The sequence below is a fragment of the Rhizobium sp. NZLR1b genome (assembly GCF_019685155.1).
GTDB lineage: Bacteria > Pseudomonadota > Alphaproteobacteria > Rhizobiales > Rhizobiaceae > Rhizobium.
The window spans coordinates 45257-70874 of sequence record NZ_JABDWC010000008.1 but is presented as its reverse complement, the minus strand read 5'-3'; the positions used below and the strand labels follow the sequence as shown (position 1 = coordinate 70874).

Sequence of the window (25618 nt, the reverse complement as noted above, 5' to 3'; positions counted from 1 at the left end):
TTAGACCGGCAACAGCCGCCCAAGCTCCGCATCGCCCCTTGCCGTCATCGATTGATGGACGAGTTCATTGTTGCGGTAGACGAAAAAACTGGTGCAGCTCGGCTCGACCTTCATTCCGGTCCGAATCCGATCGTCCGGCGCCACCATTGCCTTCAAGCGACTGCCGTCGGCCAGATCGACATCGACCATCTTATGCGTGCCGAAATCGACGACGCGATGGACCGTCGCGGCATCCGGCCGGTCCGAGGACCGGATCATCAGCGCTTCAGGACGGGTGGCCAGCGTCACGGGTCCGTCCTCGATGGGGATCGCAAGCGGGAAGAGCGGATGCTCGCAGGCGCCGTTTCTGGTGTGGCTCTCGACGAAATTCATCGAGCCGATGAAGCCGGCGACGAAGGCTGTCTGCGGCTGCCGGTAGATAGTGCTCGGCGGCGCGATCTGCTCTGTGCGTCCGTCGCGCATGACCACGATGCGGTCGGCGAGCGCCAAGGCTTCGTCCTGGCCGTGGGTAACGAAGAGCGTGGTGATGCCGAGGCGCTGCTGGATATCGCGCACTTCTTCCCGCAGCCTTTCGCGCAGGTGCTGGTCAAGGCTGGCGAAGGGTTCGTCGAGCAGCAGGATCTTCGGCTCAAGCACCAGCGAGCGGGCAAGGGCGACGCGCTGCTGTTGTCCGCCCGACAGTTGCGTCGTCATCCGCCGCCCGTAATCGCCAAGGCCGACCAGATCGAGCGCATCCTCGACACGCTGACGAATTTCGGATTTCGGCAGCCGGCGAACCTTCAGACCGAAGGCGATGTTGTTGAAGACATCCATATGCGTCCAGAGCGCGTGGCTCTGGAACACCATGCCGGTCGGGCGCCGCTCGGGCGGCAGGCTCGTCACATCCCTGCCGTCGATGCGGATCGTTCCGCCGCTCGGACGCTCGAAGCCACCGATCATTCTGAGAAGCGTCGACTTGCCGGAGCCTGAGGGGCCAAGCAGGCAGACGAGTTCGCCGTCGCCGACTTCGAGCGAAAACTCGCGAACGGCAAAGGTGCTTCCGAACAGCTTCGAAACGCCCTCGATCATTAGATGTGCCATTCTCAAACCTTTCCTCAATTGGCGCCTCTCACGCACCAAAACCTCTCGCGAACGCGCCAGTGCCGATGACGCGGCGCGCAAACATCAGCGCGATGAAGGACGGCAGCCACAGCATGACGGAGAGCACGGCGCCATATTGCACGACGATCTGATTGTTGATGAAGCCGATCATCAGCACCGGCATGGTGCGGATCCCAGGCGCGCCAATCAGCCAGGCGCCTTCGGTTTCGTAGAAGGTGCCGACGAAGGTCAGAAGCAGGGCGGCGGTGATCGTCGGTGCGGCCTGCGGCAGCGTGATCGACCAGAAGACGCGCAGCGGCGTGGCGCCGGCATCGCGTGCTGCCTCTTCCATGCGTCGGTCGACATTCTGGAAGGCTGCGACCGGAATCCAGATCATCAGCATCAGCGTGCCGACAAGCTGGATCAGCACAACGCCCCAGAAGGTGCTGATCAGGCCGAGCTGCAGGAAGATGCCGGCAATGGCGACGAGCAGGCCGAATTTCGGGAAGGCATGCGATGCGAGAAACGACAGGAACAGGATATTTCTGCCGGGAAAGCGCATGCGCGCGAAAGCATAGGCGGCGGGAAGGCAGATGACGGCGGAAAGGGCGGTCACCGTCGCGGTCAGCCGCAGACTGAGCAAGAGAGCATCCCAGACATCCGAGCGCGCCAGCGTCTGGCCCCAGAAGCGCAGGCCGAATTGCTGCGGGATCACCGACGGGTAACGCCAGACCTGGGTGAAGGCCCATGTGCCGACGACGATCAGCGGCAGCGCGATGAACAGCGTCAGCAGGCATGCGAAGAGCATGCCGATCCAGTCGAAGCGAAGGCCGATGCCCGGTCTAGTTGTTCTCATGGCCGGACCTCCCGGTTGCGGGCAATCGACCGGATATAGAAGATGCCGAAGACCAGGCAGAAGGCGAATGTGATGACGGCCTGGGTCATGGCGTTCAGCGGGTCGTTCATGTCGGCGAAGGTGCGCTGCATGAACGGCCCCATCATCTCCGGCGATGCCGGGCCGAGCACATAGGGAAGGGTGAAGGCGGAAAAGATGCCGAGCACCGCAAAGGAAGCAGTGACCAGCAGGGAATTGCCCATGCGCGGCAGAATGATCGAGACGAAGACCCGAAGCGGCCCTGCGCCGACGTCGCGGGCGGCCTCGATGGCGCTGTTCGAAACCGAGGAGAGGCCGGCCGTCAGCATCAGCACCGTCAACGGAAGATTGTCCCAAACGAGGCCGATCACCGGTCCCCACGGCGTCAGATAGGGCGTGCGCAGCTTGGGCAGGCCGACGGCGTTCAGCAACAGGTCGACGGTGCCGTTCGGCCCGATGGTCCTGATCAGCGCATAAGCAAGAATGATTGACGGCACGAACATCGGGAAGATCGCAAGAGCCTGCACGTAGGCAGCAAGGCGACCTTGCGAGAAGCGAAGGTAAAGCGCGATCGGAAGGCCGATCGCCAGAAGCAGAATGCCACAGACGGCGGTGGTCCACAGCGTCAGCCATAGATTGCCGAGGCTGTAGCCATCGGAAAAGAAGAAGCGGTAGGAGGCGAGCGAGAACTCCGTCGCGCCCTCAGGGCCTCGAACCAAAATCGTGCCGACGACCGCCGAAAAGATCGGGAAGATGATCAGCCATCCAACCAGGAAGACCGGCAGCGCAACGAGGAGGAGCCCGAGGAAGCTCCTCCTGTCGATAGATTGGTGACGGCGCGGTGCCGCCAGCGCGGTATCGGCGGACATCAGGTGCGGCTGATGCCCGGCGCGACGTTGCGATACCAGCCGTCGTTGATCGCCTTTTCCCAATCGCCGCTCGGGAAGGTGGGGATGGTCGACGGAATGACGTCAGCATATTTCTTGCGCAGATCGTCGGAGATATGGTCCCAGGAGATGGCAGGGAAGCCGCCGATCTGGGTGATGATCGCTTCCTGCATTTCCTTTGTCAGCATGAACGCGGCAAGCTTCAGCGCCGCATCCTTGTTGGCGCCGTTCGAGAACACCGTGATGCTGGAGAAGCCGCCGCAAAGGGCGAGATCGCCAAGCTGCACCAGGCCGGTCGTCTCGGGCAGTACGCCCTGCGAGATCGCCTGCAGCACCTGGTCCGACCAGACCGGCACCATGGTGACGACACCCTGGGCAAGCAGCTGGATCGACTGGGTATTGCCTGATGTATAGGCGCCCTTGTCGTAGAGCGAAGGGGCGAGATCGTTGAGCAGCTTCCAGGCCGGCGTCAGCGCCTTGGTGCCGTAGTCCACGGTGAAATTGTCGACCTTGAATTTCTTCGGATCGCGGCCGTTCACCTCATGAATTGCGCGGCGAACGAAGTTGCTGCCCGAACCCCCCTTGTCGGGTCTGTTGTAGATGAACTGGCCCGGGTGGGCCTTGATCCAGGTCGTGAGCTGATCCCAGCTTTTTGGGGCATCCTTCGGGTCGAGCTTGGCCGTGTCGTAGGCGAGCAGCACCTGCGAGCCGCGATAGGGAAGCGAGTAGGGGGTATCGAAGGCCAGTGGATTGATGTGGTCGTAGCCTTCGATGTTTTCGGCTGACAATTTCACCCAGAGGCCGGCATCGATACCACCCGCCGGCAAACGCGGATCGAACTGCTCGAAAAGGTCAGCCTGCGGATCGGTCTTCGTCTTCAGCGCTGCGAGCGCGCGGTCGGCGATGGCGCGCAGGCCGTTATTATCGCCGGCATCGGTCACCTTCAGCGGGAGTTCGGGATGCGCCTTTTCGAAGGCAGGGCGGATGATGTTGTTCCAGAGGTCGACGATATTGGCATCCGAACCGCTATAGAGGTCGATCGTGCCGACTGCCGCCGATGCGAAGCGCGGGAGAGCCAGAAGACCCGCCGCAGCCGACGATGTGATCAGAAATTCACGCCTATTCATAACCGTCTCCATCAGGTGTCGAGGCTCTGCCTCGGCGGATTGTCGGAGGCCTTGCTAGCGCCGGCGCGTAACATCGACATGACAGGACCAGGCTGTTCGAAAGGAAATTGCACAGCTGTGCTTATTTCCGCTGTGTGGAAATCGCGGGCCGGAGATACTATCTCTTGGCAAACAAGGAGACATCCAATGACCGAAGAACGTGCAGTGCTCGCCGGTGGCTGCTTCTGGGGCATGCAGGACCTCATCCGCCGGTACAAGGGCGTGATTTCGACCCGGGTCGGCTATTCCGGCGGCGACGTGCCGAATGCCACCTATCGCAACCACGGAAACCACGCCGAGGCGATCGAGATCATCTTCGATCCCGCAAGGATCAGCTATCGCGAAATCCTCGAATTTTTCTTCCAGATCCATGACCCGAGCACGCGCAACCGCCAGGGTAATGACGTCGGCGCGAGCTACCGCTCGGCGATCTTCTACGCCAGCCCCGAGCAGGAGCGTGTTGCCAAGGATACGATCGCCGATGTCGACGCATCCGGCCTCTGGCCCGGCAAGGTCGTCACCGAGGTCGTGCCGGTGAGCGATTTCTGGGAGGCCGAGCCCGAGCATCAGGATTATCTGGAGCGGATACCAAACGGCTACACCTGCCATTTCGTCCGGCCAGGCTGGAAGCTGCCGGTCCGCCAGAAGATCGCCTGACGCTTTTACATACATGCCGGCATCAGAGCCGGCATGTATGAGGCGACGTCTTCCATCTATCATCGCGCAGTTGGGCCGGAGCGCCACCCGCCGCATCACCTTCCTCGACGAGCAGCAGGCCAAGCGCGAAAACCGCTCCATCGATGACGTCGTCGCCGAAAGCACTGGCAGCATTCCGCTCGGCCGTTATGGCCGGCCGGAAGAATATGGCAATTTCGTCGCCTTCCTGGCGAGCGAGCCTGCCTCCTATCTGACCGGATCGGTGATCCTCGTCGATGGCGGCATGATCCAGAGCATCTGACAGAAACCGGATTGGACACGAGAACCGATGGCCCTTAGCACTGAAGCGATTGCAACACTCAAGGCCGTCTCGACGGCGACATTGACGACCGTTCTTCTAAAGAAAGGCTTGCGCAATGTCTGGATCCGCGGCGCCGTTCCGTTAAAGTCCGGCCAGCCGCGCATCGTCGGCCCGGCCTTCACGCTCCGCTTCGTTCCGGCCCGCGAGGATCTGGCGACGCCGGCATCCTGGGCCTCGCCGATCTCGACGCGCGCCGCGATCGAGGCGATGCCGGAAGGCTGCGTCGCCGTCGTCGACGCGATGGGCGTGACCGATGCCGGCATCTTCGGCGATATCCTCTGCGCCCGCATGCAGAAGCGGGGTGTTGCCGCACTTGTCACCGACGGCGTGGTGCGCGATCTTGCCGGCGTGCTCGACACCGACCTGCCGGTCTGGTGCCGCGGCGTCGCGGCACCTCCCTCGGTTGCCGGCCTCACCTTCGTCGCCTGGCAGCAACCGATCGGTTGCGGCGGCGTCGCGGTCTTTCCCGATGACATCATCGTCGTCGACCAGGACGGCGCGGTGCTGATCCCGGCCGATTTGCTCGAGGCTGTGCTGGCGGAAGCCCTGGAACAGGAGCGCATGGAAGCCTGGATCATGACCAGGATCGATGACGGCGTGCCGCTGCCCGGCCTCTATCCGATGAACGCCGAAACCAAGGCGCTCTACGAGGCTTCGAAGAAATAATCTCCAAGCCAGTGCGAATGGAAAGGGGTCGCTGCCTCGCGACCCCTTTTTTGTTTTGGCGCAGACAGAAGTCTGCTCCGGTAAGCCGCCCCCGCACTTCAATAACGCGGCGCGTAATCCAAACCGCCGTCGATCCGTGCCGGGCGCCCGTCCAGGAAAAGCTCGCCGATGCGCGGCGCCGAGCGGGCGATGACCTTGCCGCGACGGATCACCGCCAGCCGGTTCGGCTTCAGCCGCAGCGCTTCCAGCGTGTCGCTCGCCTGGAGGATGACGAGGTCGGCGTTACATCCCTTTTCCAGGCCGTAACCTGCAAGCCCCATCGTCTTTGCCGAATTGACCGTCAATGCGTCGAAAATCCTCTTCTTGTCGTCGATGCCGGCCATCTGCGCGACATGGATCGCCATATGGCCGACCTCCAGCATGTCGCCCGACCCCATCGAATACCAGGGATCCATGACGCAATCGTGCCCGAAGGAGACGTTGAGCCCCGCATCCATCAATTCCCTAACGCGGGTCATGCCGCGGCGTTTCGGATAGGTGTCGTGGCGGCCCTGCAGCATGATGTTGATCAGCGGATTGGGGATGACGTTGATCTCGGCCTCCGCCATCAGCGGGATGAGCTTGGAGACATAATAATTGTCCATCGAGTGCATCGAGGTCAGATGCGAGCCGGCGACGCGCCCTTTGAGCCCGAAGCGGATGGTTTCCGCAGCCAACGTCTCGATATGGCGCGAGAGCGGATCGTCGGTTTCGTCGCAATGCATATCGACTGGCAGGCCGCGGTCGGCAGCGATGCGGCAGAGCGCCTCGACCGAGGCCGTACCTTCGCCCATCGTCCGTTCGAAGTGGGGAATGCCGCCGACGAGGTCGACGCCCATGTCGAGGGCGCGGTTGAGAGTGTCGATCGCGCCGGGTGAGCGGTAGTAGCCATTCTGAGGAAAAGCGACCAATTGCAGATCGATATAGGGCGCGACCTTTTCGCGAACCTCGATCATCGCCTCGACGGTCACCAGTCTGGGATCGCTGGTGTCGACGTGGCTGCGAATGAAGAGCAGCCCCTGCGTGACCGCCAGGTCGCAATAGCGCAACGCACGATCGACCAGCTCTTCTTTTGTCACGATCGGGCGCAACTCTCCCCAGAGCGCGATTCCTTCAAGCAGCGTGCCGGATACATTCATGCGCGGCAGGCCAAGCGACAGGGTGGCGTCCATATGGAAATGCGGGTCGACGAAGGGCGGGCTGACCAGCCGACCTGTCGCGTCGATCTCTTCCCCCGCCTGCGCCTGGAGATTGCGCTCGACAACGACGATCTTGCCGCCCTGGATGCCGATATCGATATTCTTTGAGCCATCGGGGAGATTTGCATTTCTGACGATCAAATCGAACATCGGAACCTCATTGGATGTGGGCGGTTTCAGCGTTCGCCGCGTCGATAGGGCTGCATCAGCGCCTGCGGCACGCGGGCGCGGCGGGCCATGACGGCAAGAGCGGCAATGGAAAGGATATAGGGGGTCATCAGGAAAAGCTGATAGGGCATGAGCCCACTCAGCGCGGTTTGCAGCCGAAGCTGAAAAGCGTCGAAGAAGGCGAAGAGCAGGGCGCCGAAAAGCGCGCGACCGGGGCGCCAGGAGGCGAACACGACGAGGGCGATGCAGATCCAGCCGCGTCCCTGCACCATCGTCGGGAAGAAACTGTTGAATGCCGACAATGTCAGGAAGGCCCCGCCCATTCCCATCAGCGCGCTTCCGGCAATCACCGCGCCATAGCGCACCTTCATTGGATTGACGCCCTGGGCTTCCGCCGCATGCGGATTTTCGCCGGTCATGCGGATCGCAAGCCCCACCGGTGTGCGGAAGATGATGTAGGCCATCAGCAAGGCGATAATGATCGCGAGATAGGTCGGCGCCGTCTGCGTGAAGAAGGCCGGCCCGATGAAAGGCAGGGTCGAAAGCCCAGGAATGGCGATCGGTTGGAACGGCACGATGGTGGGTGGCGTATTGGCAAGCGGCACGATCAGCCGGAAGACATAATAGCTGAAGCTGGAGGCAAACAGCGTGACGCCGAGACCGGAGACATGCTGGGAGAGGCCGAGCGTCACCGTTAGCGACGCGTGCAGCAGGCCGAAGACGCCGCCGGCTATGCCAGCTATCAGAAGGCCGGTCCAGAGATCGGCGCCGTGATAAACGGAAAGCCAGCCGATCATCGCGCCGAAGGTCATGATGCCTTCGATGCCGAGATTGAGCACGCCGGCCCGTTCGCAGAGCAAGGCGCCAAGCGTGCCGAAAATCAGCGGCGTGGCGATGCGCAGGATTGCCGCCCAGAGCCCTGATGAAGCGATGATGTCGAACAGTTGCATCATCGCCGGATCCTGTATTGGGTGAAGAACAATGCGATCAGCATCGTCAGCAGCGACAACGCCACCGTGACATCGGCGATATAGGTGGGGATGCCAAGGCCTCGGCTCATGCCGTCCGCGCCCACAAACATGGTTGCCGTGAAAATGGCGGCGAAGACGACACCGAGCGGATTGAGGTTGGCGAGCATCGCGACAACAATGCCGGAATAGCCGAAACCCGGCGATAGATCGGTCGTCACGTAGCCCTTGACCCCCATCACCTCGATCGCTCCCGCGAGCCCCGCAAGCCCGCCGGACAGGCAGGCGACTTTCACCAACGTTCTGCCGAGCGGCACGCCGGCGAAGATCGCACCGGTGGGATTGAGGCCGGCGGCGCGCGACTGCATGCCGAACACGGTTCGGGACTGAACAAAATGAACGACGACAGCCAGCCCGATCGCGATCGCAAAGCCGATATGCAGGCGTGAGCGGGCGATCAATTTCGGCAGCATGGCATGATCGCTGACGGATTGCGACTGCGGCCAGCCGAAGGCGAGCGGGTCCTTGAGAACGCCGTCGATCAGCATCGAGACGAAGAGCACGGCGATGAAGTTCAGCAGCAGGCTGGTGACGACCTCATCGACCGAGAAGCGCAGCCTGAGCCAGAGGGGAATGAGAATGAGCACCATGCCGGCAATGGCGCCGATCAGCAGCAGGAGCGGAATGAGAATGGGTGCCGGAAGATCGCCCAACAGTTTCGAACTCGCCGCGGCAACGGCGATGGCGCCGAGATAAAATTGGCCCTCGGCGCCGATATTCCAGAGCCGCGCCCGAAAAGCGACGGCGGCGGCAAGCCCCGTCAGCATCAGCGGCGTTGCTCGCGTCAGTGTTTCGGTCGCCGACAGCCGCGAGCCGAAAGCACCGATCAAGATACGCCAATAGGCATCGAGCACCGGCGCGCCGGCAATGGCGATCAAGATGCCCGCCAGCGCAAGCGCTGCGATCACCGCGATGACGGGCGTGACGATCAGCAGGTACAGCGGACGGTGTTCGCGGCGCTCAAATCGCATGGCTGGTCTCGTGGGTCTCTTGCCATTCGCCGGTCATCATCAGCCCCAGCCTGCGGGCATCGGCGTCTTCGGCCTCGACGGGCGATGATAGGCGGCCACCGACGATCGCCTGTATACGGTCGGCGAGCGCGATCACCTCGTCGAGGTCTTCGGAGATCAGCAGGACGGCGGCGCCCTGCCGGCGGGCTTCGAGCAGGCGCGCGTGCACGGCGGCCACGGCCCCTTCGTCGAGTCCACGTGCGGGCTGCGCGGCGATCAGGATACGCGGCCGCCGATGCAGGTTGCGGCCGAGAATGAGCTTCTGCATATTGCCGCCGGAGAGCACCCGGGTACGGACGGCTGGCCCGCCGCCACGGACATCGAACCCGTCGATGATCTCCCTGGCGAAGGCCATGCCGGCCTTGCGGTTGACAAAACCGAGGCGCGAGAAGGCCGGTGAGGCGAGGCGCTCCAGCACGGCATTTTCCCAGATCGCCATCTCGCCGATCACGCCCTCCTCATTGCGGTCTTCAGGAATGCGGCCGATACCGGCATCGACGACATCGGCGACGCCGAGATCACCGACGGCCTCCCCGAACAGAAGAAGGTCGCCGCCGCTACGCGCCAGCGTGCCGGAAAGAAGGTGCGCCAACGCCGCCTGGCCATTGCCCGAAACGCCGATGATGCCGAGGATCTCGCCCTGGTGCAGCCGAAAGCTGATCGATTTCAACCGATCGATGCCGTCGATGCGCACCGTGACATCGGCGGCTTCAAGCGCAACCGCGCCGGGCGTCGGCGGCTCGCGCACCGGCCGCGTCACGCGGCGGCCGACCATCAGTTCGGCAAGTTCGGCCTTGCTGGTTTCCGACGCCTTGCGTTCGGCGACCATCTTGCCGCCGCGCAGCACGACGATGCGGTCGGCTGCCGCCATCACCTCGTCGAGCTTGTGGGAGATGAAGATCAGCGACAGGCCCTGGCGGGCCATCTCCTTCAAGGTCGTAAACAGCCGTTCGGCCTCGATATTGGTCAGTACCGCCGTCGGCTCGTCGAGGATCAGGATGCGGGCATCGTTATAGAGCGCCTTGAGGATCTCGACGCGTTGCTGCTCGCCGACCGACAAGTCGCCAATACGGGCATCCGGATCGACCTTGAGGCCGAAGCGCTCGGAAATCGCCAGGAGCTTCTTTCGCGCCGCTGATGTTCCCGAGCGCCAGACCCACAGGCTTTCGGTGCCGGTCATGACATTTTCGAGAACGGTCAGATTGGGTGCGAGCGAGAAGTGCTGATGCACCATGCCGACGCCGGCGCGGATCGCCGCCCGCGGCTTGCCCTGCGGCACCTCCAGACCCTCGATCAGAATCCGGCCGGCATCGGGCATGTAATGGCCGAAAAGGATGCTCATCAGCGTGGTCTTGCCGGCGCCGTTTTCGCCGAGCAGAGCGACGACCTCACCCTTGGCAAGCGTCATGGAGATATCGTCATTGGCAAGATTGCCGCCGAAGCGCCTGCTGACGCCGATAATTTCCAGCACAGGTCCGGTCATGACGGCAATCCCGCGACCGGAAAACGGTGCTGCCATCGCGCCTGGGCCTCCAGGCGTGCGGCAAGCGACAGCAGGCGTGGCTCGTGACCCATCGGCGCCATGATCTGCACCGGCAGCGGTATCGCATGCTCATCCTGTCCGAAAGGCAGCGTCAAAGCAGGAAAACCCGAAATATTGGCGAGGCAGGCAAGCGGCGCGAATGCCGTCATCCGCTCGAGATGCAGATCCGTGTCGCCATGATCGGACGGAAAGGAGCCGATCGCAAGAGGTGCAGACGAGAGCATCGGCATCAAGATGCAATCGACCCTGTCGAACAGCGCCCAGAGGTTATGGCTGACCAAGACGGCGTCGTTCAGCGCGCTCCAGAGCATGGTGGCGGGAAGCGACCGTCCGCGCGCCGCGAAAGCCTGCGTCAGAGGCTCGGCCCTGCTTTCATCAAGAGCCGCCGCCTTGATCAGCGCCGCAAGGTTGACGGAGACGATATCGGCGAAGGCGCGGCCGCTTGAAGTGACGCTCCGTTCGAACTCAGCCCAGCTCAGCGGAACGAGCTCGTGTCCGTCGCTCTCAAGAGCACGAGCCGCATCCTCAACGGCTGCGAGCCGATTGCCCTCGGTCGGATAGACCGATCCGGTATCGGCCAGCAGGCCGATCCGCAAACGGCCGTTGCCGATATCGACAGGAGAAGGATCCGGAAATGGCCCTCGTGAACTGCCGCTCAGCCTATCGAATATTCGCGCGGTATCCCGCACCGAGCGGCAAACCGCGAGTTCGCTGGCGATGCCGCCGAGGTGATTGCCGAAGGATGGTCCGCCCGGCATGGCGCCGCGTGTCGGCTTCATTCCGACAAGGCCGCAGCAGGCTGCGGGCACGCGGATCGAGCCGCCGGCATCGGTGGCATGCGCAATGGCGACGATACCGGCGGCAACCGCCGCCGCCGCACCACCGGAAGAGCCGCCTGCGGTTCGTGCCGGATCGAGCGGATTGCGGCAGAGCGGTCCGATCGCCGGTTCGCTGGCAAGCGACAGGCCGAATTCCGGGCTCGTCGTCAGGCCGAACAGGCAGAAGCCGGCGTCGCGGAAACGGGACGCGAGATCGGAATCTGCTTCGCCGCCTTTTCTTTCGAAGAGGCGGGACCCGGCCGCTACCGGCAGGCCGGCGAAAGGCCCGCCAAGATCCTTCGCCAAGGTCGGTACGCCGGCAAAGGGCCTGATGGAAAAGTGTTCGGGCTCACTCCGCCGTTCCCCGTCGCGGGCGTCTGCCGAGGCTCGGCCCATAGCGGCATCGACATAGGCGATCGCGCCGAGCGGCTCCTGCCGTCCGGCTGCCTCAAGAGAAGCCAGCATCGCCTCGGCAGCGCTCAGGCTGCCATGCCTGATCGCTGCCGCCAGGTCGGTTGCATCGCCCTGCATGAGCCGGATTACTTCGGCTCATCCATCATCTTCGGAACTTCGAAGGTGCCGGCCTTGATCTCCGCCCGCTTGGCTTCCATCGCAGCCTCGGCTTCAGCGGGCGCCACACCCTTGACGAAGACGATATCACTGCCGCCTTCCTTCATCAGGCCGTAAGACGTGTAGTTCCTGCCGACCGGCTTTCCGGCAGCGACATCGGCGATCGCAGCGTTCAGGATCGGGCGGAAGTACCACATGGCGTTGGCGAACACCGTATCCGGGTAGCGCGGCGTATAGTCGATCAGCGAACCGACAGACTTGATGCCGCGCTCCTTGGCAGCATCGGCCGTGCCGATACGCTCGCCGAATAGGATGTCGGCGCCGGCATCGATCTGGGCAAGACCGGCTTCCCGCGCCTTCGGCGGGTCGAAGAAGGTGCCGATGAACGAGACGAGGTGCTTGGCGTCGGGATTGACGGCCTTGACGCCCGCCGCGAACGCATTGATCAGCATGTTGACTTCGGGGATCGGAATGGCGCCGACCGAACCAACAACATTCGACTTAGTCATTTTGCCGGCCAGCATGCCGGCAAGATAGGCGCCGTCATGGTTCCAGGTGCCGAAGACGCCGAAATTGTCGCCTGCCTGCTCGCCGCTCGAACCCAGCACGAAAGCGGTGTCGGGATAATCGGCTGCGACCTGCCTGGCCTCTTTCTCCACCGCGTAGGCTTCGCCGATGATTAGCTTGTTGCCCTGCTCGGCATATTCTCGCATGGCGCGCGGATAATCGGTGCCGGAGACACCTTCGGAGAAGACGTATTCGATGGCACCTTCCTTGGCTGCGTCCTGCAGGGCCTTATGCAGGCAGGAGTTCCAGGCATTTTCGACCGGCGACGCATGAATGCCGGCAACCTTCAGCGGCGCGGCAGCTCTCGCCAGCGGGGCAAAGCCGCTGACGCCGAGCGCAATGCCCGACGCGATCACTGCCCGGCGTGAAATCAGGATGTCTTTGGTCATTGACTGCTCCCCTTTTTTACCGTTTGGTTCAAAAATCATAGGTAGCGCCCAAAAATGTGTCAAGCGTCGAATGGGCTTAAAAATCAGGCTGTTCGATCCATTGCCCGTGTTCTTCAGCCGATTTTTCCGAACTCGTGTGGTGTCGCGGTTTGGCCGAAAGGACGCGGCATGGCGTGCTCAGCCGCCGGCTTCTTAAGCGGTCAAGGCTCGATGGTGAAAAGCGCGCTCTTTCAGCGTCAGCGAGAGTGACACTGGGCCGAATATACCGGGCGTGACGGCTTGGCGCGACGACATCGGCAGGATATGCAAGGGGATCGGGTTGGGGAAATGAAAATGGGGCAAGAAGAGGACGCCTCGCGGCGGCCGATCGCGAGCCGGTCGTCGTCTTGGGCGATCGGCATGAGCGCACGGCTGGCGCGCACCGGCGTCACGCCGAACCGCATTTCGTTGCTGTCGATCCTGTTTGCCGGCATCGGCGCGGCGCTGATCCTGCTTACGGCACATCCGATCGCCATGATCTGTGCTGCGATCTCGGTGCAACTGCGGCTCGTCTGCAATCTGCTCGATGGGATGGTCGCGATCGAAGGTGGCAAGAAAACCAAGAGTGGACCGATCTACAACGAATTCCCCGACCGGATTGCCGACAGCCTGCTTCTTGTTGCCGCCGGCTATGCCTGCGCCTTTGCCTGGCTTGGCTGGCTTGGTGCGCTGCTCGCAGCATTCACCGCCTATATCCGGGTCTTCGGCGGAGCGGTCGGCCTTCCTCAAGACTTCAGCGGCATCATGGCCAAGCAGCGCCGCATGGCGGTGCTGACGGCGGGGCTCGTTGCCCAAAGCATCGAGACGCTGATATCCGCCAGCCATTGGTCGCTGATCCTGGCCTCGGCCATCATCGCAGCCGGCAGCCTGGTCACCTGCATCACGCGCACGAAAACGCTTGCCCGCTCGCTGGAGAGATTATGATCGCTCTCATTCGTCGCCTTCTCGTGCTGTTCGTCCGAATCCTGGTCGGCGCCCGAAGCGAATGGCGGGGCTGTGCGCCCGACACTCGCCGCCGTATCTATTTCGCCAATCACAACAGCCATGTCGATACGGTCGCCGTCATGGCAGCCCTGCCGTATCAGGTGCGGCGGCTGACCCATCCGGTTGCGGCGCGCGACTATTGGGGAAAGAGCGCCTTTCGGCGCTTCATCGCTGAAAAAGGCCTGCGCGCCGTCCTGATAGACCGCAAGCCGCTGCCGGACAGCAATCCGCTGGCGCCGATCGAGCGCCTGCTCGAGGAGGGGCGCTCGGTGCTGATCTTTCCGGAGGGGACGAGAAGCGCCACCGAAGAAATCGCCCCATTCCGCAGCGGCATCTATCGCCTCGCCTGCCGTTTCCCCGATGTCGATCTGGTCCCGGTCCATCTCGACAATCTCCAGCGCATCCTGCCCAAAGGAAGCATGCTGATCGTCCCGATCACCTGCACGGCGCGTTTCGGCAAGCCGTTGCGCGTCGAACCGGGCGAGGGAAAAGACGCCTTCCTGGCCCGCGCCCGTGCCGCGGTCATCGAGCTCGCGGACGGGGGACACATCGCATGACCAGCCTTTTCTCGATCGTGCTTGCCGCGATCCTCGGCCTGCTTGCCGTCGCTTCCGCGATCGGCTTCATTCTGCAGCGACGCGCAACCGAGCCCGGTTCCGTCGCCACCGTCCAGAACCTCAACGCCCGCATCCGCTCCTGGTGGATCATGGTCGCAGTGTTCGGCGGTGCGATCCTGCTTGGCGAGACGGCCACGGTCATCCTGTTCGCATTTCTGTCCTTCATGGCGCTCCGCGAATTCTGGACGCTGACACCGTCGCGGCGCGGCGATCACCTGGCGCTGTTCCTGTCCTTTTTCGTGGTTCTGCCGGTGCATTACGTGCTGCTCGGGACCGAGTGGTACGGTCTCTTTGCCATCTTCATCCCGGTCTATGCCTTCCTGATCCTACCGGCAGTGGCGACCTTGACCGGTGACGTCAACGAATTCCTGGCGCGCAGCGCCAGGGTGCAATGGGGATTGATGTTGACGGTCTATTCGATCAGCCATGCCCCCGCACTACTCATGCTGCAGACCGGCACGCCGTCGGCGCTTCTGCTGGTCTATCTGGTCATCGTCGTGCAGCTCAGCGACGTCTTCCAGTATGTCTGGGGCAAGCTCTTGGGAAAGCATCGCTTCTCGCCGAACATCAGCCCATCGAAGACACTCGAAGGCCTGATTGGAGGCGGCGCCTCGGCCATCCTTCTGGGAACACTGCTCTATCGCCTGACACCGTTTTCGCCGCTGCAGGCGGCGGCCGTCAGCACGGTCATCGTCGTCGCCGGCTTCTTCGGCGGCTTCGTGCTCTCGGCGATCAAGCGCGACCTCAACGCCAAGGACTGGGGCTATGTGATTGAAGGCCATGGCGGCGTGCTCGACCGCCTGGACTCCATAACTTTCGCCGCACCGCTGTTCTTCCACATCGTCCGCTATTGGTTCACCAGCTGAGGCGGATATCCGAAAGCATGCGGCCGATCATTCAACCCGGTCGATGTCTTCGAGGCTCTCGAACAGCCGGAGCTGGACCTCGCGCTCCTGCCTGCCGATAGCCGTCATCAGCTTGTCCATCGTTCCCCGCAGATCATACAACTGGTCGATCAGGTCAATGACGACATCGACGCCGGCTTCGTTGATCCCCATGTCGCCCATCAGATCCTGAATGAGCCTGGCGCGGGCAACGTCGGCGTCGCGAAACCATCGCCTTTCGCCGGACGTCTCGGGAATCAACCAGCCCTGTTCGATCCAGAAATCGAGCTGGACGACATCGATTTTCAAGTAAAGACGGAATTCGAGATCATCCATGATCAAGCCTCCATGTTCTTCCTCGGATCGTATGGATGTGACGTCTCCCATTCCTTGATCAGGGACGTCAGCCGTTCGTCGGGATTGGCGGGCAGCACGATCTTCAGGGAGACATAGACGTCGCCGTGCCCGCCGCCGCGATTGGCAACGCCTTTGCCCTTGAGACGCAGGACCTTGCCCGTATTCGAGTGCGGGGGCAGCGTCAGGTTGACGGGTCCCGACGGTGTCGGCACACGGACCTTGCCGCCGAGCACCGCCTCGCCAAGTGAGATCGGCAGTTCCAGGCGGATGTCGTCGCCATCCCGCGTGAAGAAGCGGTGAGGGCTCACGCGGATCTCGATGAGGGCATCACCCGGCGGCCCGCCTCCAATACCCGGCTCGCCCTTGCCGCGCAGCCGCAAGGTCTGGCCGTCGCGGGTTCCGGGCGGGATCTGCACATCGAGCGGTGGCCCGTCCGGCAGCTTGACCTCGGTCCTGGTGCCGTTGATGGCCTCAAGAAAGTTGACCTGCATGGAGAACCGCCGATCCTGGCCATGACTGCGCATCCTGCCGCCGCCGGCGCGGCGCGAAAAGAAATTGGCAAAGGAATTGTCGGCATCGCCGAAATCGGCAAAGCCGGCACTGTTGTGGTAGGGATTTTCGGGACCGCTCGCCGAGGCATAGTCGCGGTAATAACTGCGTTGCGCCCGCTCGGCGCCCGTCATGTCGATCTCGCCGCGATCGAAGCGCCCGCGTTTTCCCTCGTCGCCCAATATCTCGTAGGCGGTCGAAATTTCCTTGAACCGCTCCTCGGCGTGTCTGTCGCCGGGATTAAGGTCGGGGTGAAGTTTCTTGGCAAGCTTGCGAAAGGCGCTTTGAATGTCCTTTTGCGACGCATCCCGCTTCACACCCAGAAGCTCGTATGGATCCTGGCTCATGCATATCTCCGTCAGGGCAGTTAATACTGCCGATTGGCTTGGGGGAAATATAGGTTCTCAGACCGCCGCCGGGGAGGGGAAGCCACAGAAGGTTAGAGCGCCAGCGCGTCTTCTTCCTGAGGGGCCGAGCCGTCATGCGCTTGATCGGGACGCCGATCGATGAGAACCGAGCATCCGGCGTGGCGCACGACCTTCTCGACGATCGAGGAGAAGACGTAGTCGGTGATATCCGCCACATGGGATGAAAGCAGGATGAGATCGGCTGATCTCTCCCTGGCGGCCGACACGAGCACGGAGGCGGCAACGCCGATGCGGATCTCGACTGTCGCCGGAATGGCGAGCTCCTTGCAGAGCGACACAAGTTTCCTCTCGGCATCGACGATAGCGGTCGTCTCGAATTCCTCGGGAATACCCGACAGGTGACGGTGGGGGATGTTCTCGATGGCATGCATGACGACGACGTTTCCGCCTTCGTCCAGGAGCTCTGCCGCCCGGCGCAGGAGACGGATTGCCGTTTGCCGGGAGCCCATGCCGATGCCGCAGATGATCGTTCGATACATTAAATCCTCGCACGCAAATGGTCGCACCGATTATACCGGCATCGACCGTTTCTGTTTTGACCGATATCAAACAGAAACGCCGAAATAGCGCAATGATCGCGTCCAGGAAGCGGCCGTTCGCTTCAAAATAGAATTTTGGGGGTCGTCACGATTGACGGCATGGCCATCGGCAATAGCTCTATCGTGACGTCGTTACTGATCGAGGTTCACATGCAGACTTTTGCAATCATCGGAGCGGGCGCAATGGGAAGCGCGGTCGCCAAACGGCTGGTCGATCACGGCGCCACCGTGCTGACCTGTCTCGAAGGCCGCAGCGAGCAGACGATCGCGCGGGCTAAGGCGGCCGGCATGGTGCCGGTCGGCCGCCAGGAGCTGGCGAAGGCAGAGATCATCCTGTCGATCGTTCCGCCGGCGGAAGCGATCGGGGTTGCCGGGCTCGTCGCGGAGATATTGCCGGGGGTGCAGGCGCCGCCGCCTTTCATCGACCTCAATGCAATTGCGCCGAAAACAATGCAGGCAGTGGCGGCACGGTTCGGCGGCAGCGGCGTGGAAGTGTTGGATGGCGCGATCATCGGCGGGCCGCCGGTTCCCGGCAAATCAGGTCCGACCCTCTATATCAGCGGCGATACAGCGGCGCGAACCAGGCTGCTCGAAGAATGCGGCCTCAAAATCCGCAGGCTCGATGGACCGCTCGGCGCGGCCTCGGCGCTGAAGATGTGTTATGCCGGCATCAACAAGGGCTTTGTCGGCCTCGGCGCGGCGATGCTGCTTGCCGCATCGCGCTCGGGTGCTGCCGAAAGCCTGAAGGCCGAACTCGCCGAAAGCCTTCCGGACGTCGACCGCAAGCTGTCGAAATCCATTCCGGATATGTATCCGAAAGCCTATCGATGGGTTGCCGAAATGCAGGAGATCGCCGATTTCCTTGGAGAGGATGATCCGGCGGCGGGGATTTTTCGGGGCATGGCGGACGTCTTTGCCAGGATGGCTGGCGATGTTGAGGGTAGCCGTCTCCTCGTCGGACAGTTGGATGAGATCCTCGCGACCGCGGAAACCGGCGGCTGAGCACGGCGGTCAAGCAATCGTCGCTGCGCCGAATATCGGGGGCGGCAGCATCTCTTAGCCAACGCTCTGACGATTATGTGAAGCCGTTCCGACACCTCTGACAAACCTCATTGCCTCTGCTATGTCAGGAAAAATGCGTCGGCCAAACGGACGTCGCAACCTATCCGACCAATGCCAGGAGTTTGAAAGATGAGCGGTTCTTCCGAGTATACCCCCCCGAAGGTCTGGACCTGGAATAAGGCGAATGGCGGCCAGTTCGCCAGCATCAACCGCCCGATAGCAGGCCCGACGCATGACAAGGAGCTTCCGATCGGTCGCCATCCGCTGCAGCTTTATTCGCTCGGAACGCCGAACGGCCAGAAGGTCACGATCATGCTCGAGGAGTTGCTGGCGCTTGGCCATAGCGGTGCGGAGTACGACGCCTGGCTGATCCGGATCGGCGATGGCGACCAGTTCGGCAGCGGCTTCGTCGCCGTCAATCCCAACTCGAAGATCCCGGCGCTGATGGATCGCAGCGGCGAAACGCCGATCCGCGTCTTCGAATCCGGCGCCATCCTGACCTATCTCGCCGAAAAGTTCGGGGCTTTCCTGCCGACCGCACCGGGCGAGCGCGCCGAATGCCTGTCATGGCTGTTTTGGCAGATGGGAAGCGCACCCTATCTCGGCGGCGGTTTCGGCCATTTCTACGCCTATGCGCCGACGAAGATCGAATATGCCATCGACCGTTTCGCCATGGAAGTGAAGCGCCAGCTCGACGTGCTCGATCGTCGCCTCGCTGAAAGCGAGTATCTGGCCGGCAGCCAATATACGATCGCCGATATTGCCGTCTGGCCTTGGTATGGCGGCCTAGTGAAGGGCTTGACCTATGGAGCCGCCGAATTCCTGCAGGTCGAGGACTATAAGAACGTCCAGCGCTGGGCCGACGCTATCGGCGACCGCCCGGCCGTAAAACGCGGGCGAATGGTCAACCGGACCTCCGGCGAGCCGTCGAGCCAGTTGCATGAGCGTCACGACGCCAGCGATTTCGAGACGAGGACGCAGGACAAACTCGCGGTCGCCAGTTAAGCAACCGCCGCGACTTTCGCTTCCTCTGAAATGGATGATGCTCCGCCGCCCAGAGGCGACGGAGCGTGGGCCAAAACTCAGTTCTTGACGGTATCCTCCAGGAAGAATCGGCCGAGCGGGTTCTGGTAGAAGTTCTCGATATTCTTGCGCGTGACGTTGATATAGGGGCTGTAATAGAGGTCGATCCAGTTGACGTCGTCCTTGGCCATCTTCTGCAGATCGACATACATCTCCTGGCGCTTCTTCGGGTCAAGCTCGAGACGCGCCTTGGCGACCAGTTCCTTCACCGCCTCGTTCTTGTAGTTGGTCGAATAATTGTTGTTGGAATCGTGGCCGAGCACGAAGGTGGTCTTCTGGTCCGGATCGAGAATGTCGTTGGTCCAGTAGTTGACCGAGACGTCGTAGTCGCCGGCAACGGTCATATCCCATTCCTGGCTCGGATCGACCTTCTGCAGATTGGCGGTGATGCCGGCCTTCTGCAGCTGCTGCTGGACCAGCACGGCCGTCTGTTCATCGACTTCGTCGCCGGCGCGGACCAAGTAATTCAGCGTCAGGTCGGAGGCGCCGGCGGCCGCCAGCATCTCCTTAGCCTTTGCCGGATCATAAGGCCGCTGCAGATTGTCGGCGAAATAATAGAGAGCCCCCTTCGGAATGTAGGAATTGGCGACCGTGCCCTGGCCGAAGGTGACGGTATCGACGATCGCCTTCTTGTCGATCGCCAGATCCAGCGCCTGGCGGACTTCCTTCTTGCCGAGCGCTCCATGCGCATGGTTGATCAGCAGATGATCCTCACGGGTCGAGGCGTCGATATCGACGTTGAGGTTTGGATCCTTCTTCAGCTCCTCGACACGGGAGAAGGGAACGAAGATCGCCGCATCCAGCTCACCGGCCTGGACGTTCAGCATGCGCGTGTTGTCGTCGGGCACCGAGATCCATTCGACGCCGTCGAGCTTGACGCGGTCGGCCTGCCAGAAGTTCGGGTTCTTCTTCAAGATGATGCGGTCGCCGCGGCGCCATTCCTCGACGGTGAACGCGCCGGATGCGATCGGCTTTTCGGCATAGGCGTCGGCACCAAGCGATTCCATGCCCTTCTTGGAGATGACCGAAGCATTTGGCAGCGCCAGCGTCGAAAGGAACGGTGCGGACGGGTTCTTGAGCTTGATCGTCAGCGTATGCGCGTCGGTCGCGACCGCCGTGTCGATCACCTTGTAGGAATCGCTCCAGAGCGAGGCAGCATCGTCGCGGATGCGCAACAGGCTGAAGGCGGCGTCTTCCGCCGTCAGCGGCGAACCGTCGGAGAATTTCGCGTCGCGTATCTTGAACGTATAGGTCAGTCCGTCGTCCGAGGCAGTCCAGCTTTCGGCAAGACCAGGCTCCAGCTTGGTGCCTGTCTTGTCGACACGGATCAGCACGTCGTAGACGTTGGAGAACACCCAGTTGTCGATGTTTTGCGCGGTCTTGATCGGATCGAAGGTCGTCGAATCCTCGCGGCGGCCGATGGTCAGCACCCCGGCGGCCTCGGCATAGCTTGCGCTGAGCGTCAGGCCGGCGAGCAAAGCCGCGAGCCCGATTGATTTCCACCTGTTTGTCATGAATTCGTTCCCCTCGTTGTTATGGCATGCGTTTGATCGGCTGGATCGGCATCGACTGCAGATCGTCCTTGCTACCGGCGCCTTGAAGCAGCGGCTTGTCAGGATCGATATCGGGAATGGCGGCGATCAGCGCCGCGGTATAGGCGTGCTTAGGCCGCGCGAAGACCTCTTCGGAGCGGCCTTCCTCGACGATCTCGCCGCGATACATCACGACGACGCGTTCGCAGAGATTGCGGACGATCGCAAGATCATGGGCGATGAAGATCAGCGTGAGGTTCATCCTCGCGGTGAGTTCGCGGAACAGCTCGATGATCTGCGCCTGGATGGTGACGTCGAGCGCGGCGACGCATTCATCGGCGATGATCAGCTTCGGGTTGACGGCGAGCGCCCGGGCGATACCGGCGCGCTGGCATTGGCCGCCGCTCATGCTGCGCGGTTTGCGGCCGGCGAATTCGCGTTCGAGGCCAACCAGATCGAGCAGCGCGTCGATCCGCGCCGGGATATCGGCCCTGGCGACCTTGCCCTGCACCTTCAGCACCTCGGACAGCATCTGCCCGATCGTCAGCCGCGGATTGAGCGCATTGTAGGGATCCTGGAAGACCATCGCCGTCTCGCGCCGGAGTTTTGCCAGGCCGGCGCTTTTCTGCAGGGCCAGATCGACGCCGTCGAAGGTGACGTGGCCGGAGGAAAGCGGTGTGAGGCCGAGCACGGCGCGGGCAAGCGTGCTCTTGCCGCTGCCGGATTCGCCGACGATGCCGACCGTCTCGCCCGGCATGATCTGCAGGCTGACGCCGGCAACGGCGCTGACCGTCTTGCCCCCGCCCTTGAACAGGCTGCCGCCGGCTCTGAACCGCACATGCAGATCGTCGATTTCGAGCAGTGGCCGCGCCGGTGGGCTGGCCGCGGCAATGCCCAACAGCGGCGCAGGCGTCGCGCCGGGCAGGGAAGGGTGGCTGTTGATCAGGTTGATCGTATAGGGATGCTGCGGCCGCGCCAGGATCGTCCGCTTCGGCCCCTCTTCGAGGAGCTTGCCGTCGCGCAGCACGGCGATGCGGTCGCAGCTTTGGGCAACGATGCCGAGATCGTGTGTAATCAGAATGATCGACAGCCCGCGCCGGTCGCGTATCTCCATCAACAGTCGCAGGATCTGCGCCTGGATGGTCACGTCGAGCGCCGTCGTCGGCTCGTCAGCGATCAGGATCTTCGGGTTGCAGGACAGAGCCACGCCGATCATCGCCCGCTGCCGCATGCCGCCGGAAAATTCATGCGGATAGCTGTCATACTGGCGCACCGGATCGGGGAAGCCGACCTGCGCCAGGATTTCCGTCGCAGCAGCGCGGGCTTCGCGGACGCCGAGGCTTTGATGGTAGCGGATGCCCTCGGCGATCTGGTCGCCGATCCGCATCACCGGGTCGAGATGGCTGGTCGGGTTCTGGAAGATCATGCCGATCTCGCCGCCGCGCACCTTCAGCATCTCGCCGCCGTCGACCCGCATGAGGTCGCGCCCTTCAAGCAGCACCGAGCCGCTTTCGATCTTCAGCAGCGAGGAGGGCAGCAGCCGCACCAGCGAACGGCAGAACAGGCTCTTGCCCGAGCCGCTCTCGCCGACGAGTCCGAGGATCTCACCTTTGCCGAGATCGAGCGAGACCGCATCGAGCAGCGTGCGCGGGCCGGAATCGAGATGGGCGCGTACTGTGAGATCGCGGACGGACAGCACGGAGCCGCTCATTCGTGCACTCCCAGCAGTTCGCCGAGAGCGTCGCCCAGCATGCTGAAGCCGAAAGCAAGGCAGACGATGGAGAGGCCGGGAAACAGCGTGATCCACCAGGCGGTGGTGATGAAGCTCTGTCCTTCCGCGACCATGACACCCCATTCGGCCACCGGCGGCTGGACGCCGAGGCCGAGATAACTGACGGCAGCGCCGCTGAGCAGTACGAGCGTCGCATCGGACATCGAAAAGACGATCGAACCGGCGATCGCGTTCGGCAGCAGGTGGCGGAACATGATGCGCGAGCGGCTGAAGCCGAGGCTGACGGCGGCAACGGCGTAGTCGCTGCTTTTCAGCACCAGCATCTGCGCCCGGATCAGCCTCGCGTAGGAAACCCAGCCGACCAGTGCCATGGCGATATAGAAGCTGCCGAGGCCAGGGCCGAGGATTGCGATGATCGACAGCATCAGCACGAGGAAAGGGAAGGCGAGAATGATATCGACGAGGCGCATGAACAGCGCATCGACGATGCCGCCGAAGAAGCCGGCGATCGTGCCGACCGTCGTGCCGATCAGGAAGGGGAAGATGACGCCGATCAGCGCCATCTGCAGATCGAGGCGGGCGCCCCAGAGGACGCGCGAGAGGATATCGCGGCCGAAATTGTCGATGCCGAACGGATGTAACAGGGAAGGCGCCTGCAGGCGCACCTCGGCGTTCTGCATGATCGGGTCGTAGGGCGCGATAACAGGCGCGCCGATCGCCAGCAGGACGAAGAACAGCAATATGCCCGCACCGACGGCAAGCATCAGCCGCCGTCTGAAGAACCGGTGCCAACCGAGGGATGCTGGGGCGATTGCTTCGATGCTCATAGCCTCACCCTCGGATCGACGGTGACGGTAACGATGTCGGCGATGAAGTTGATGAGCACGGTGGCGCAGGCAAAGACCATGGCGACGCCCTGGACCACCATGTAATCGCGTGAAAAGATCGCCCTGACGAGCAGCTGCCCCATGCCGGGCAGCGCAAAGACGGTCTCGACCACCACCGTGCCGCCGATCAGCCAGCCGATGTTGACGGCAAGCAGGCTGATCGTCGGCACCAGCGAGTTCGGCAGCACATGCCGCCAGAAGACGATCCCCTCCGGCATGCCACGGGCGCGCGCTGCCGTCGCCACATCCGATTTCAGCTGCTCGATCATCGCCGCCCGCAGGCTGCGCGTCAGCACGGTCGAGAGCGACAGGGCGACCGTCAGGCTCGGCAGCACGAGATGCGACAGCTTCTCACCGATCGTCGCGCCATAACCGGAAACCGGCAGCACGCCGAGTTCGACGCTAAACAGGATAATCAGCATCAGCCCCAGCCAGAAGGGCGGAAAGCCGATGCCGAATGTCGAGACGATGCGCACCGCATGATCGGGCGCCCGGCCGGCATTGCGGGCGGCGATCGCCGACATCGGCACCGCAATCAGGACCGAAAGCACGACGCTGGAAACGACCAGCGCAAGCGTCGGCTCGATGCGGGTGACGATCAGCTTCAGCACGTCGATCTTGTAAAGGATCGACTTGCCCATCTCGCCATTGGCAAGGTTCTTGAGGAAATAAACATATTGCAGCCACATCGGCTGATCGAGGCCGTACTGGGCGCGGATGCTGGCAAGAGCTGCCGGTGTCGCGCGCGTGCCGAGGATGTTGCGCGCCGGATCGCCTGGGATCAACCGGACCAGAATAAAAGTGATGACGCTGATGCCAAAAATGACCGGCAGGAACTGCAGCGGTCGGGTCAGAACGAATCTATAGCGATGCATGAAGGCGATCGCCCCTCTTTCTTCGTCGGGTTTGAGCCGCTTTACTTTGCATCAGGCTGCCTTGTGCCGGGCGAGAAAATCGAGAAGCGCCGGATAATAATCCTGCGGATTCTCATAAAACGGCATGTGGCTGGCGTTGGCAAATACCTTGAGTTCGGCATTCGGCAGCGCAAGCTTCATCCTGAGCGCACAGGCCGGGGTCAGCTCATCATGCTCTCCCGTCGTGATGAGCACCGGCAGCATCAGCCGCGGCAGATCTGGGATGCGGTTCCAATCCTTGAGGTTTCCGATGTAGAGAAACTCGTTCGGCCCCTGCATCGTCTCGTAGGGCGCCATGTTCCAATCGTCGAGCGAGCGGCGCACCGGCGCCGGCCATTCCGGCAGACGGCAGACATGCCGATAATTCAGAATGGTGACGGCAGCGAGATATTCGGGGTGATTGTAGGTGCCTTGCGCCTCGTGCTTCTGCATCATCGACACGGTTTCTGGACCAAGCGCGGCGCGTAGCCGTTCCAGTTCCGAGATCAGATGCGGCATGTCGGCTACGGTATCTTCGAGGATCAGCGTCTTGAGGTTTTCGGGATAGGTCAGAGCATATTCGATCGCCAGCCACCCGCCCCAGGAATGGCCGAGCATGTGGACCTTGCCGAGGCCCAGCGCCTTGCGCACCGTCTCCGTCTCCTCGACATAACGGCCGATCGTCCAGAGCGAGAGATCGGCCGGCCGGTCGGAGGCGCCGGTACCGAGCTGGTCGAAGGCAACGACGCGATAGCCCTTGTCGATGAGACAGGAATGCGCCTCGCGCAGGTAGTCGCAGGGCAGGCCCGGCCCGCCGTTCAGGCAGAAAACCGTCTCGCTGCCGGTCCCGAAACTATAAGCAACGACGCGATAGCCATCGACATCGATCTCGAATCGCTCGTCCGGCCGTATTTCACGCCACATTGATCGCTCCGCCAGAAGATTTCACTTGCTCAATAATTGGGCACGGCTAAATTTTTACCTTAAACCGCATTCCGTGCCAGCTATAA

25 protein-coding genes and 1 pseudogene are annotated in these 25618 nt (G+C 62.4%); 8 read left to right on the top strand and 18 right to left on the bottom strand.

Annotated features, from left to right (window positions below):
* From HJB84_RS13885 to HJB84_RS13870, 4 genes are read right to left on the bottom strand one after another with little or no spacing between them, the layout of a single operon-like run.
* Positions 1 to 1080: an ABC transporter ATP-binding protein gene (locus HJB84_RS13885; protein WP_221116177.1), complete on the bottom strand. Its 1080-nt coding sequence runs from the start codon at positions 1078 to 1080 to the stop codon at positions 1 to 3.
* Positions 1081 to 1108: 28 nt separating this feature from the next.
* Positions 1109 to 1936, bottom strand: a complete 828-nt coding sequence (locus HJB84_RS13880) for an ABC transporter permease (RefSeq protein WP_221116176.1) — start codon at positions 1934 to 1936, stop codon at positions 1109 to 1111.
* Complete coding sequence (locus tag HJB84_RS13875; RefSeq protein WP_221116175.1) at positions 1933 to 2823, bottom strand: ABC transporter permease; 891 nt, start codon at positions 2821 to 2823, stop codon at positions 1933 to 1935. The genes HJB84_RS13880 and HJB84_RS13875 overlap by 4 nt, the downstream gene beginning before the upstream one ends.
* Positions 2823 to 3968 carry an extracellular solute-binding protein gene (locus HJB84_RS13870; protein ID WP_221116174.1) on the bottom strand — a complete coding sequence of 382 codons (1146 nt, stop codon included), beginning with the start codon at positions 3966 to 3968 and terminating at the stop codon, positions 2823 to 2825. The genes HJB84_RS13875 and HJB84_RS13870 overlap by 1 nt, the downstream gene beginning before the upstream one ends.
* A gap of 186 nt (positions 3969 to 4154) precedes the next feature.
* Between HJB84_RS13870 and msrA the strand changes: the two genes are divergently transcribed.
* The 3 genes and pseudogenes from msrA (at position 4155) to HJB84_RS13855 (ending at position 5691) form a co-directional block, all read left to right on the top strand.
* Positions 4155 to 4664: a peptide-methionine (S)-S-oxide reductase MsrA gene (gene msrA / locus HJB84_RS13865; protein WP_221116173.1), complete on the top strand. Its 510-nt coding sequence runs from the start codon at positions 4155 to 4157 to the stop codon at positions 4662 to 4664.
* Positions 4665 to 4737: 73 nt separating this feature from the next.
* A pseudogene (locus HJB84_RS13860) lies at positions 4738 to 4965 on the top strand (SDR family oxidoreductase); the annotation flags it as partial.
* A 27-nt stretch (positions 4966 to 4992) separates the two neighbouring features.
* On the top strand, positions 4993 to 5691 hold the full coding sequence (locus tag HJB84_RS13855) for a ribonuclease activity regulator RraA (protein WP_221116172.1): 699 nt from the start codon (positions 4993 to 4995) through the stop codon (positions 5689 to 5691).
* Positions 5692 to 5789: 98 nt separating this feature from the next.
* Here the strand turns inward: HJB84_RS13855 and HJB84_RS13850 are convergent, their stop codons facing one another.
* The 6 genes from HJB84_RS13850 to HJB84_RS13825 are packed head-to-tail and all read right to left on the bottom strand — an operon-like array spanning position 5790 to position 13022.
* On the bottom strand, positions 5790 to 7079 hold the full coding sequence (locus HJB84_RS13850) for an amidohydrolase family protein (protein ID WP_221116171.1): 1290 nt from the start codon (positions 7077 to 7079) through the stop codon (positions 5790 to 5792).
* 26 nt (positions 7080 to 7105) lie between these two features.
* Positions 7106 to 8050 carry an ABC transporter permease gene (locus HJB84_RS13845; RefSeq protein WP_207585708.1) on the bottom strand — a complete coding sequence of 315 codons (945 nt, stop codon included), beginning with the start codon at positions 8048 to 8050 and terminating at the stop codon, positions 7106 to 7108.
* Positions 8047 to 9096 (bottom strand): ABC transporter permease, encoded by a 1050-nt coding sequence (locus HJB84_RS13840; RefSeq protein ID WP_207585709.1) that lies wholly within the window; start codon positions 9094 to 9096, stop codon positions 8047 to 8049. The genes HJB84_RS13845 and HJB84_RS13840 overlap by 4 nt, the downstream gene beginning before the upstream one ends.
* Complete coding sequence (locus HJB84_RS13835; protein WP_221116260.1) at positions 9086 to 10618, bottom strand: ABC transporter ATP-binding protein; 1533 nt, start codon at positions 10616 to 10618, stop codon at positions 9086 to 9088. The genes HJB84_RS13840 and HJB84_RS13835 overlap by 11 nt, the downstream gene beginning before the upstream one ends.
* Complete coding sequence (locus HJB84_RS13830; protein ID WP_221116170.1) at positions 10615 to 12027, bottom strand: amidase; 1413 nt, start codon at positions 12025 to 12027, stop codon at positions 10615 to 10617. Before HJB84_RS13830 ends, HJB84_RS13835 begins: the two co-directional genes overlap by 4 nt.
* Positions 12028 to 12035: 8 nt before the next feature.
* Positions 12036 to 13022 carry a BMP family protein gene (locus HJB84_RS13825; protein ID WP_164010930.1) on the bottom strand — a complete coding sequence of 329 codons (987 nt, stop codon included), beginning with the start codon at positions 13020 to 13022 and terminating at the stop codon, positions 12036 to 12038.
* 333 nt (positions 13023 to 13355) lie between these two features.
* Between HJB84_RS13825 and HJB84_RS13820 the strand changes: the two genes are divergently transcribed.
* Genes HJB84_RS13820 through HJB84_RS13810 form a run of 3 tightly spaced genes read left to right on the top strand, consistent with a single transcriptional unit; the run spans position 13356 to position 15528 of the window.
* A complete protein-coding gene (locus HJB84_RS13820; protein WP_221116169.1) occupies positions 13356 to 13985 on the top strand; it encodes a CDP-alcohol phosphatidyltransferase family protein in 630 nt (209 codons plus the stop codon).
* Complete coding sequence (locus HJB84_RS13815) at positions 13982 to 14602, top strand: 1-acyl-sn-glycerol-3-phosphate acyltransferase (protein WP_221116168.1); 621 nt, start codon at positions 13982 to 13984, stop codon at positions 14600 to 14602. Before HJB84_RS13820 ends, HJB84_RS13815 begins: the two co-directional genes overlap by 4 nt.
* On the top strand, positions 14599 to 15528 hold the full coding sequence (locus tag HJB84_RS13810) for a phosphatidate cytidylyltransferase (protein ID WP_221116167.1): 930 nt from the start codon (positions 14599 to 14601) through the stop codon (positions 15526 to 15528). Before HJB84_RS13815 ends, HJB84_RS13810 begins: the two co-directional genes overlap by 4 nt.
* Before the next feature lie 27 nt (positions 15529 to 15555).
* On the opposite strand, the gene HJB84_RS13805 is transcribed toward HJB84_RS13810, so the two are convergent.
* The 3 genes from HJB84_RS13805 to HJB84_RS13795 form a co-directional block, all read right to left on the bottom strand.
* Entirely contained in the window at positions 15556 to 15882 is a 327-nt protein-coding gene (locus tag HJB84_RS13805; protein WP_207585714.1) for a chaperone modulator CbpM, read from the bottom strand.
* Between the two features lie 2 nt (positions 15883 to 15884).
* The gene (locus tag HJB84_RS13800) at positions 15885 to 16799 is read right to left on the bottom strand and encodes a DnaJ C-terminal domain-containing protein (protein WP_207585715.1); all 915 of its coding nucleotides are present in this window, start codon (positions 16797 to 16799) and stop codon (positions 15885 to 15887) included.
* Positions 16800 to 16891: 92 nt separating this feature from the next.
* Positions 16892 to 17359, bottom strand: coding sequence for a universal stress protein (locus tag HJB84_RS13795; RefSeq protein ID WP_221116166.1), 468 nt, complete (start codon positions 17357 to 17359; stop codon positions 16892 to 16894).
* 159 nt (positions 17360 to 17518) lie between these two features.
* Here HJB84_RS13795 and HJB84_RS13790 point away from each other — a divergent pair, with 159 nt between their 5' ends.
* Both HJB84_RS13790 and yghU read left to right on the top strand, forming a co-directional pair.
* On the top strand, positions 17519 to 18421 hold the full coding sequence (locus tag HJB84_RS13790; RefSeq protein WP_207585717.1) for an NAD(P)-dependent oxidoreductase: 903 nt from the start codon (positions 17519 to 17521) through the stop codon (positions 18419 to 18421).
* Positions 18422 to 18610: 189 nt separating this feature from the next.
* On the top strand, positions 18611 to 19486 hold the full coding sequence (gene yghU / locus HJB84_RS13785) for a glutathione-dependent disulfide-bond oxidoreductase (RefSeq protein ID WP_221116165.1): 876 nt from the start codon (positions 18611 to 18613) through the stop codon (positions 19484 to 19486).
* A gap of 77 nt (positions 19487 to 19563) precedes the next feature.
* Here the strand turns inward: yghU and HJB84_RS13780 are convergent, their stop codons facing one another.
* From HJB84_RS13780 to HJB84_RS13760, 5 genes are read right to left on the bottom strand one after another with little or no spacing between them, the layout of a single operon-like run.
* Positions 19564 to 21078: an ABC transporter substrate-binding protein gene (locus HJB84_RS13780; RefSeq protein ID WP_221116164.1), complete on the bottom strand. Its 1515-nt coding sequence runs from the start codon at positions 21076 to 21078 to the stop codon at positions 19564 to 19566.
* Between the two features lie 19 nt (positions 21079 to 21097).
* Entirely contained in the window at positions 21098 to 22807 is a 1710-nt protein-coding gene (locus tag HJB84_RS13775) for an ABC transporter ATP-binding protein (RefSeq protein WP_221116163.1), read from the bottom strand.
* Positions 22804 to 23655, bottom strand: a complete 852-nt coding sequence (locus HJB84_RS13770) for an ABC transporter permease (RefSeq protein ID WP_221116162.1) — start codon at positions 23653 to 23655, stop codon at positions 22804 to 22806. The genes HJB84_RS13775 and HJB84_RS13770 overlap by 4 nt, the downstream gene beginning before the upstream one ends.
* Entirely contained in the window at positions 23652 to 24590 is a 939-nt protein-coding gene (locus HJB84_RS13765; protein WP_221116161.1) for an ABC transporter permease, read from the bottom strand. Before HJB84_RS13765 ends, HJB84_RS13770 begins: the two co-directional genes overlap by 4 nt.
* Before the next feature lie 51 nt (positions 24591 to 24641).
* Complete coding sequence (locus HJB84_RS13760) at positions 24642 to 25532, bottom strand: proline iminopeptidase-family hydrolase (protein WP_207585722.1); 891 nt, start codon at positions 25530 to 25532, stop codon at positions 24642 to 24644.
* Positions 25533 to 25618: the final 86 nt, after the last annotated feature.

Coding starts and splice junctions, on each gene's coding strand:
- HJB84_RS13770 (WP_221116162.1), bottom strand. CDS start 23,655: ATGAGCATCGAAGCAATCGCCCCAGCATCCCTCGGTTGGCACCGGTTC.
- HJB84_RS13765 (WP_221116161.1), bottom strand. CDS start 24,590: ATGCATCGCTATAGATTCGTTCTGACCCGACCGCTGCAGTTCCTGCCG.
- HJB84_RS13855 (WP_221116172.1), top strand. CDS start 4,993: ATGGCCCTTAGCACTGAAGCGATTGCAACACTCAAGGCCGTCTCGACG.
- HJB84_RS13795 (WP_221116166.1), bottom strand. CDS start 17,359: ATGTATCGAACGATCATCTGCGGCATCGGCATGGGCTCCCGGCAAACG.
- HJB84_RS13875 (WP_221116175.1), bottom strand. CDS start 2,823: ATGTCCGCCGATACCGCGCTGGCGGCACCGCGCCGTCACCAATCTATC.
- HJB84_RS13760 (WP_207585722.1), bottom strand. CDS start 25,532: ATGTGGCGTGAAATACGGCCGGACGAGCGATTCGAGATCGATGTCGAT.
- msrA (WP_221116173.1), top strand. CDS start 4,155: ATGACCGAAGAACGTGCAGTGCTCGCCGGTGGCTGCTTCTGGGGCATG.
- HJB84_RS13790 (WP_207585717.1), top strand. CDS start 17,519: ATGGCCATCGGCAATAGCTCTATCGTGACGTCGTTACTGATCGAGGTT.
- HJB84_RS13880 (WP_221116176.1), bottom strand. CDS start 1,936: ATGAGAACAACTAGACCGGGCATCGGCCTTCGCTTCGACTGGATCGGC.
- HJB84_RS13810 (WP_221116167.1), top strand. CDS start 14,599: ATGACCAGCCTTTTCTCGATCGTGCTTGCCGCGATCCTCGGCCTGCTT.
- HJB84_RS13870 (WP_221116174.1), bottom strand. CDS start 3,968: ATGAATAGGCGTGAATTTCTGATCACATCGTCGGCTGCGGCGGGTCTT.
- HJB84_RS13815 (WP_221116168.1), top strand. CDS start 13,982: ATGATCGCTCTCATTCGTCGCCTTCTCGTGCTGTTCGTCCGAATCCTG.
- HJB84_RS13825 (WP_164010930.1), bottom strand. CDS start 13,022: ATGACCAAAGACATCCTGATTTCACGCCGGGCAGTGATCGCGTCGGGC.
- HJB84_RS13805 (WP_207585714.1), bottom strand. CDS start 15,882: ATGGATGATCTCGAATTCCGTCTTTACTTGAAAATCGATGTCGTCCAG.
- HJB84_RS13800 (WP_207585715.1), bottom strand. CDS start 16,799: ATGAGCCAGGATCCATACGAGCTTCTGGGTGTGAAGCGGGATGCGTCG.
- HJB84_RS13835 (WP_221116260.1), bottom strand. CDS start 10,618: ATGACCGGACCTGTGCTGGAAATTATCGGCGTCAGCAGGCGCTTCGGC.
- HJB84_RS13775 (WP_221116163.1), bottom strand. CDS start 22,807: ATGAGCGGCTCCGTGCTGTCCGTCCGCGATCTCACAGTACGCGCCCAT.
- HJB84_RS13885 (WP_221116177.1), bottom strand. CDS start 1,080: ATGGCACATCTAATGATCGAGGGCGTTTCGAAGCTGTTCGGAAGCACC.
- HJB84_RS13820 (WP_221116169.1), top strand. CDS start 13,356: ATGGGGCAAGAAGAGGACGCCTCGCGGCGGCCGATCGCGAGCCGGTCG.
- yghU (WP_221116165.1), top strand. CDS start 18,611: ATGAGCGGTTCTTCCGAGTATACCCCCCCGAAGGTCTGGACCTGGAAT.
- HJB84_RS13840 (WP_207585709.1), bottom strand. CDS start 9,096: ATGCGATTTGAGCGCCGCGAACACCGTCCGCTGTACCTGCTGATCGTC.
- HJB84_RS13780 (WP_221116164.1), bottom strand. CDS start 21,078: ATGACAAACAGGTGGAAATCAATCGGGCTCGCGGCTTTGCTCGCCGGC.
- HJB84_RS13830 (WP_221116170.1), bottom strand. CDS start 12,027: ATGCAGGGCGATGCAACCGACCTGGCGGCAGCGATCAGGCATGGCAGC.
- HJB84_RS13845 (WP_207585708.1), bottom strand. CDS start 8,050: ATGATGCAACTGTTCGACATCATCGCTTCATCAGGGCTCTGGGCGGCA.
- HJB84_RS13850 (WP_221116171.1), bottom strand. CDS start 7,079: ATGTTCGATTTGATCGTCAGAAATGCAAATCTCCCCGATGGCTCAAAG.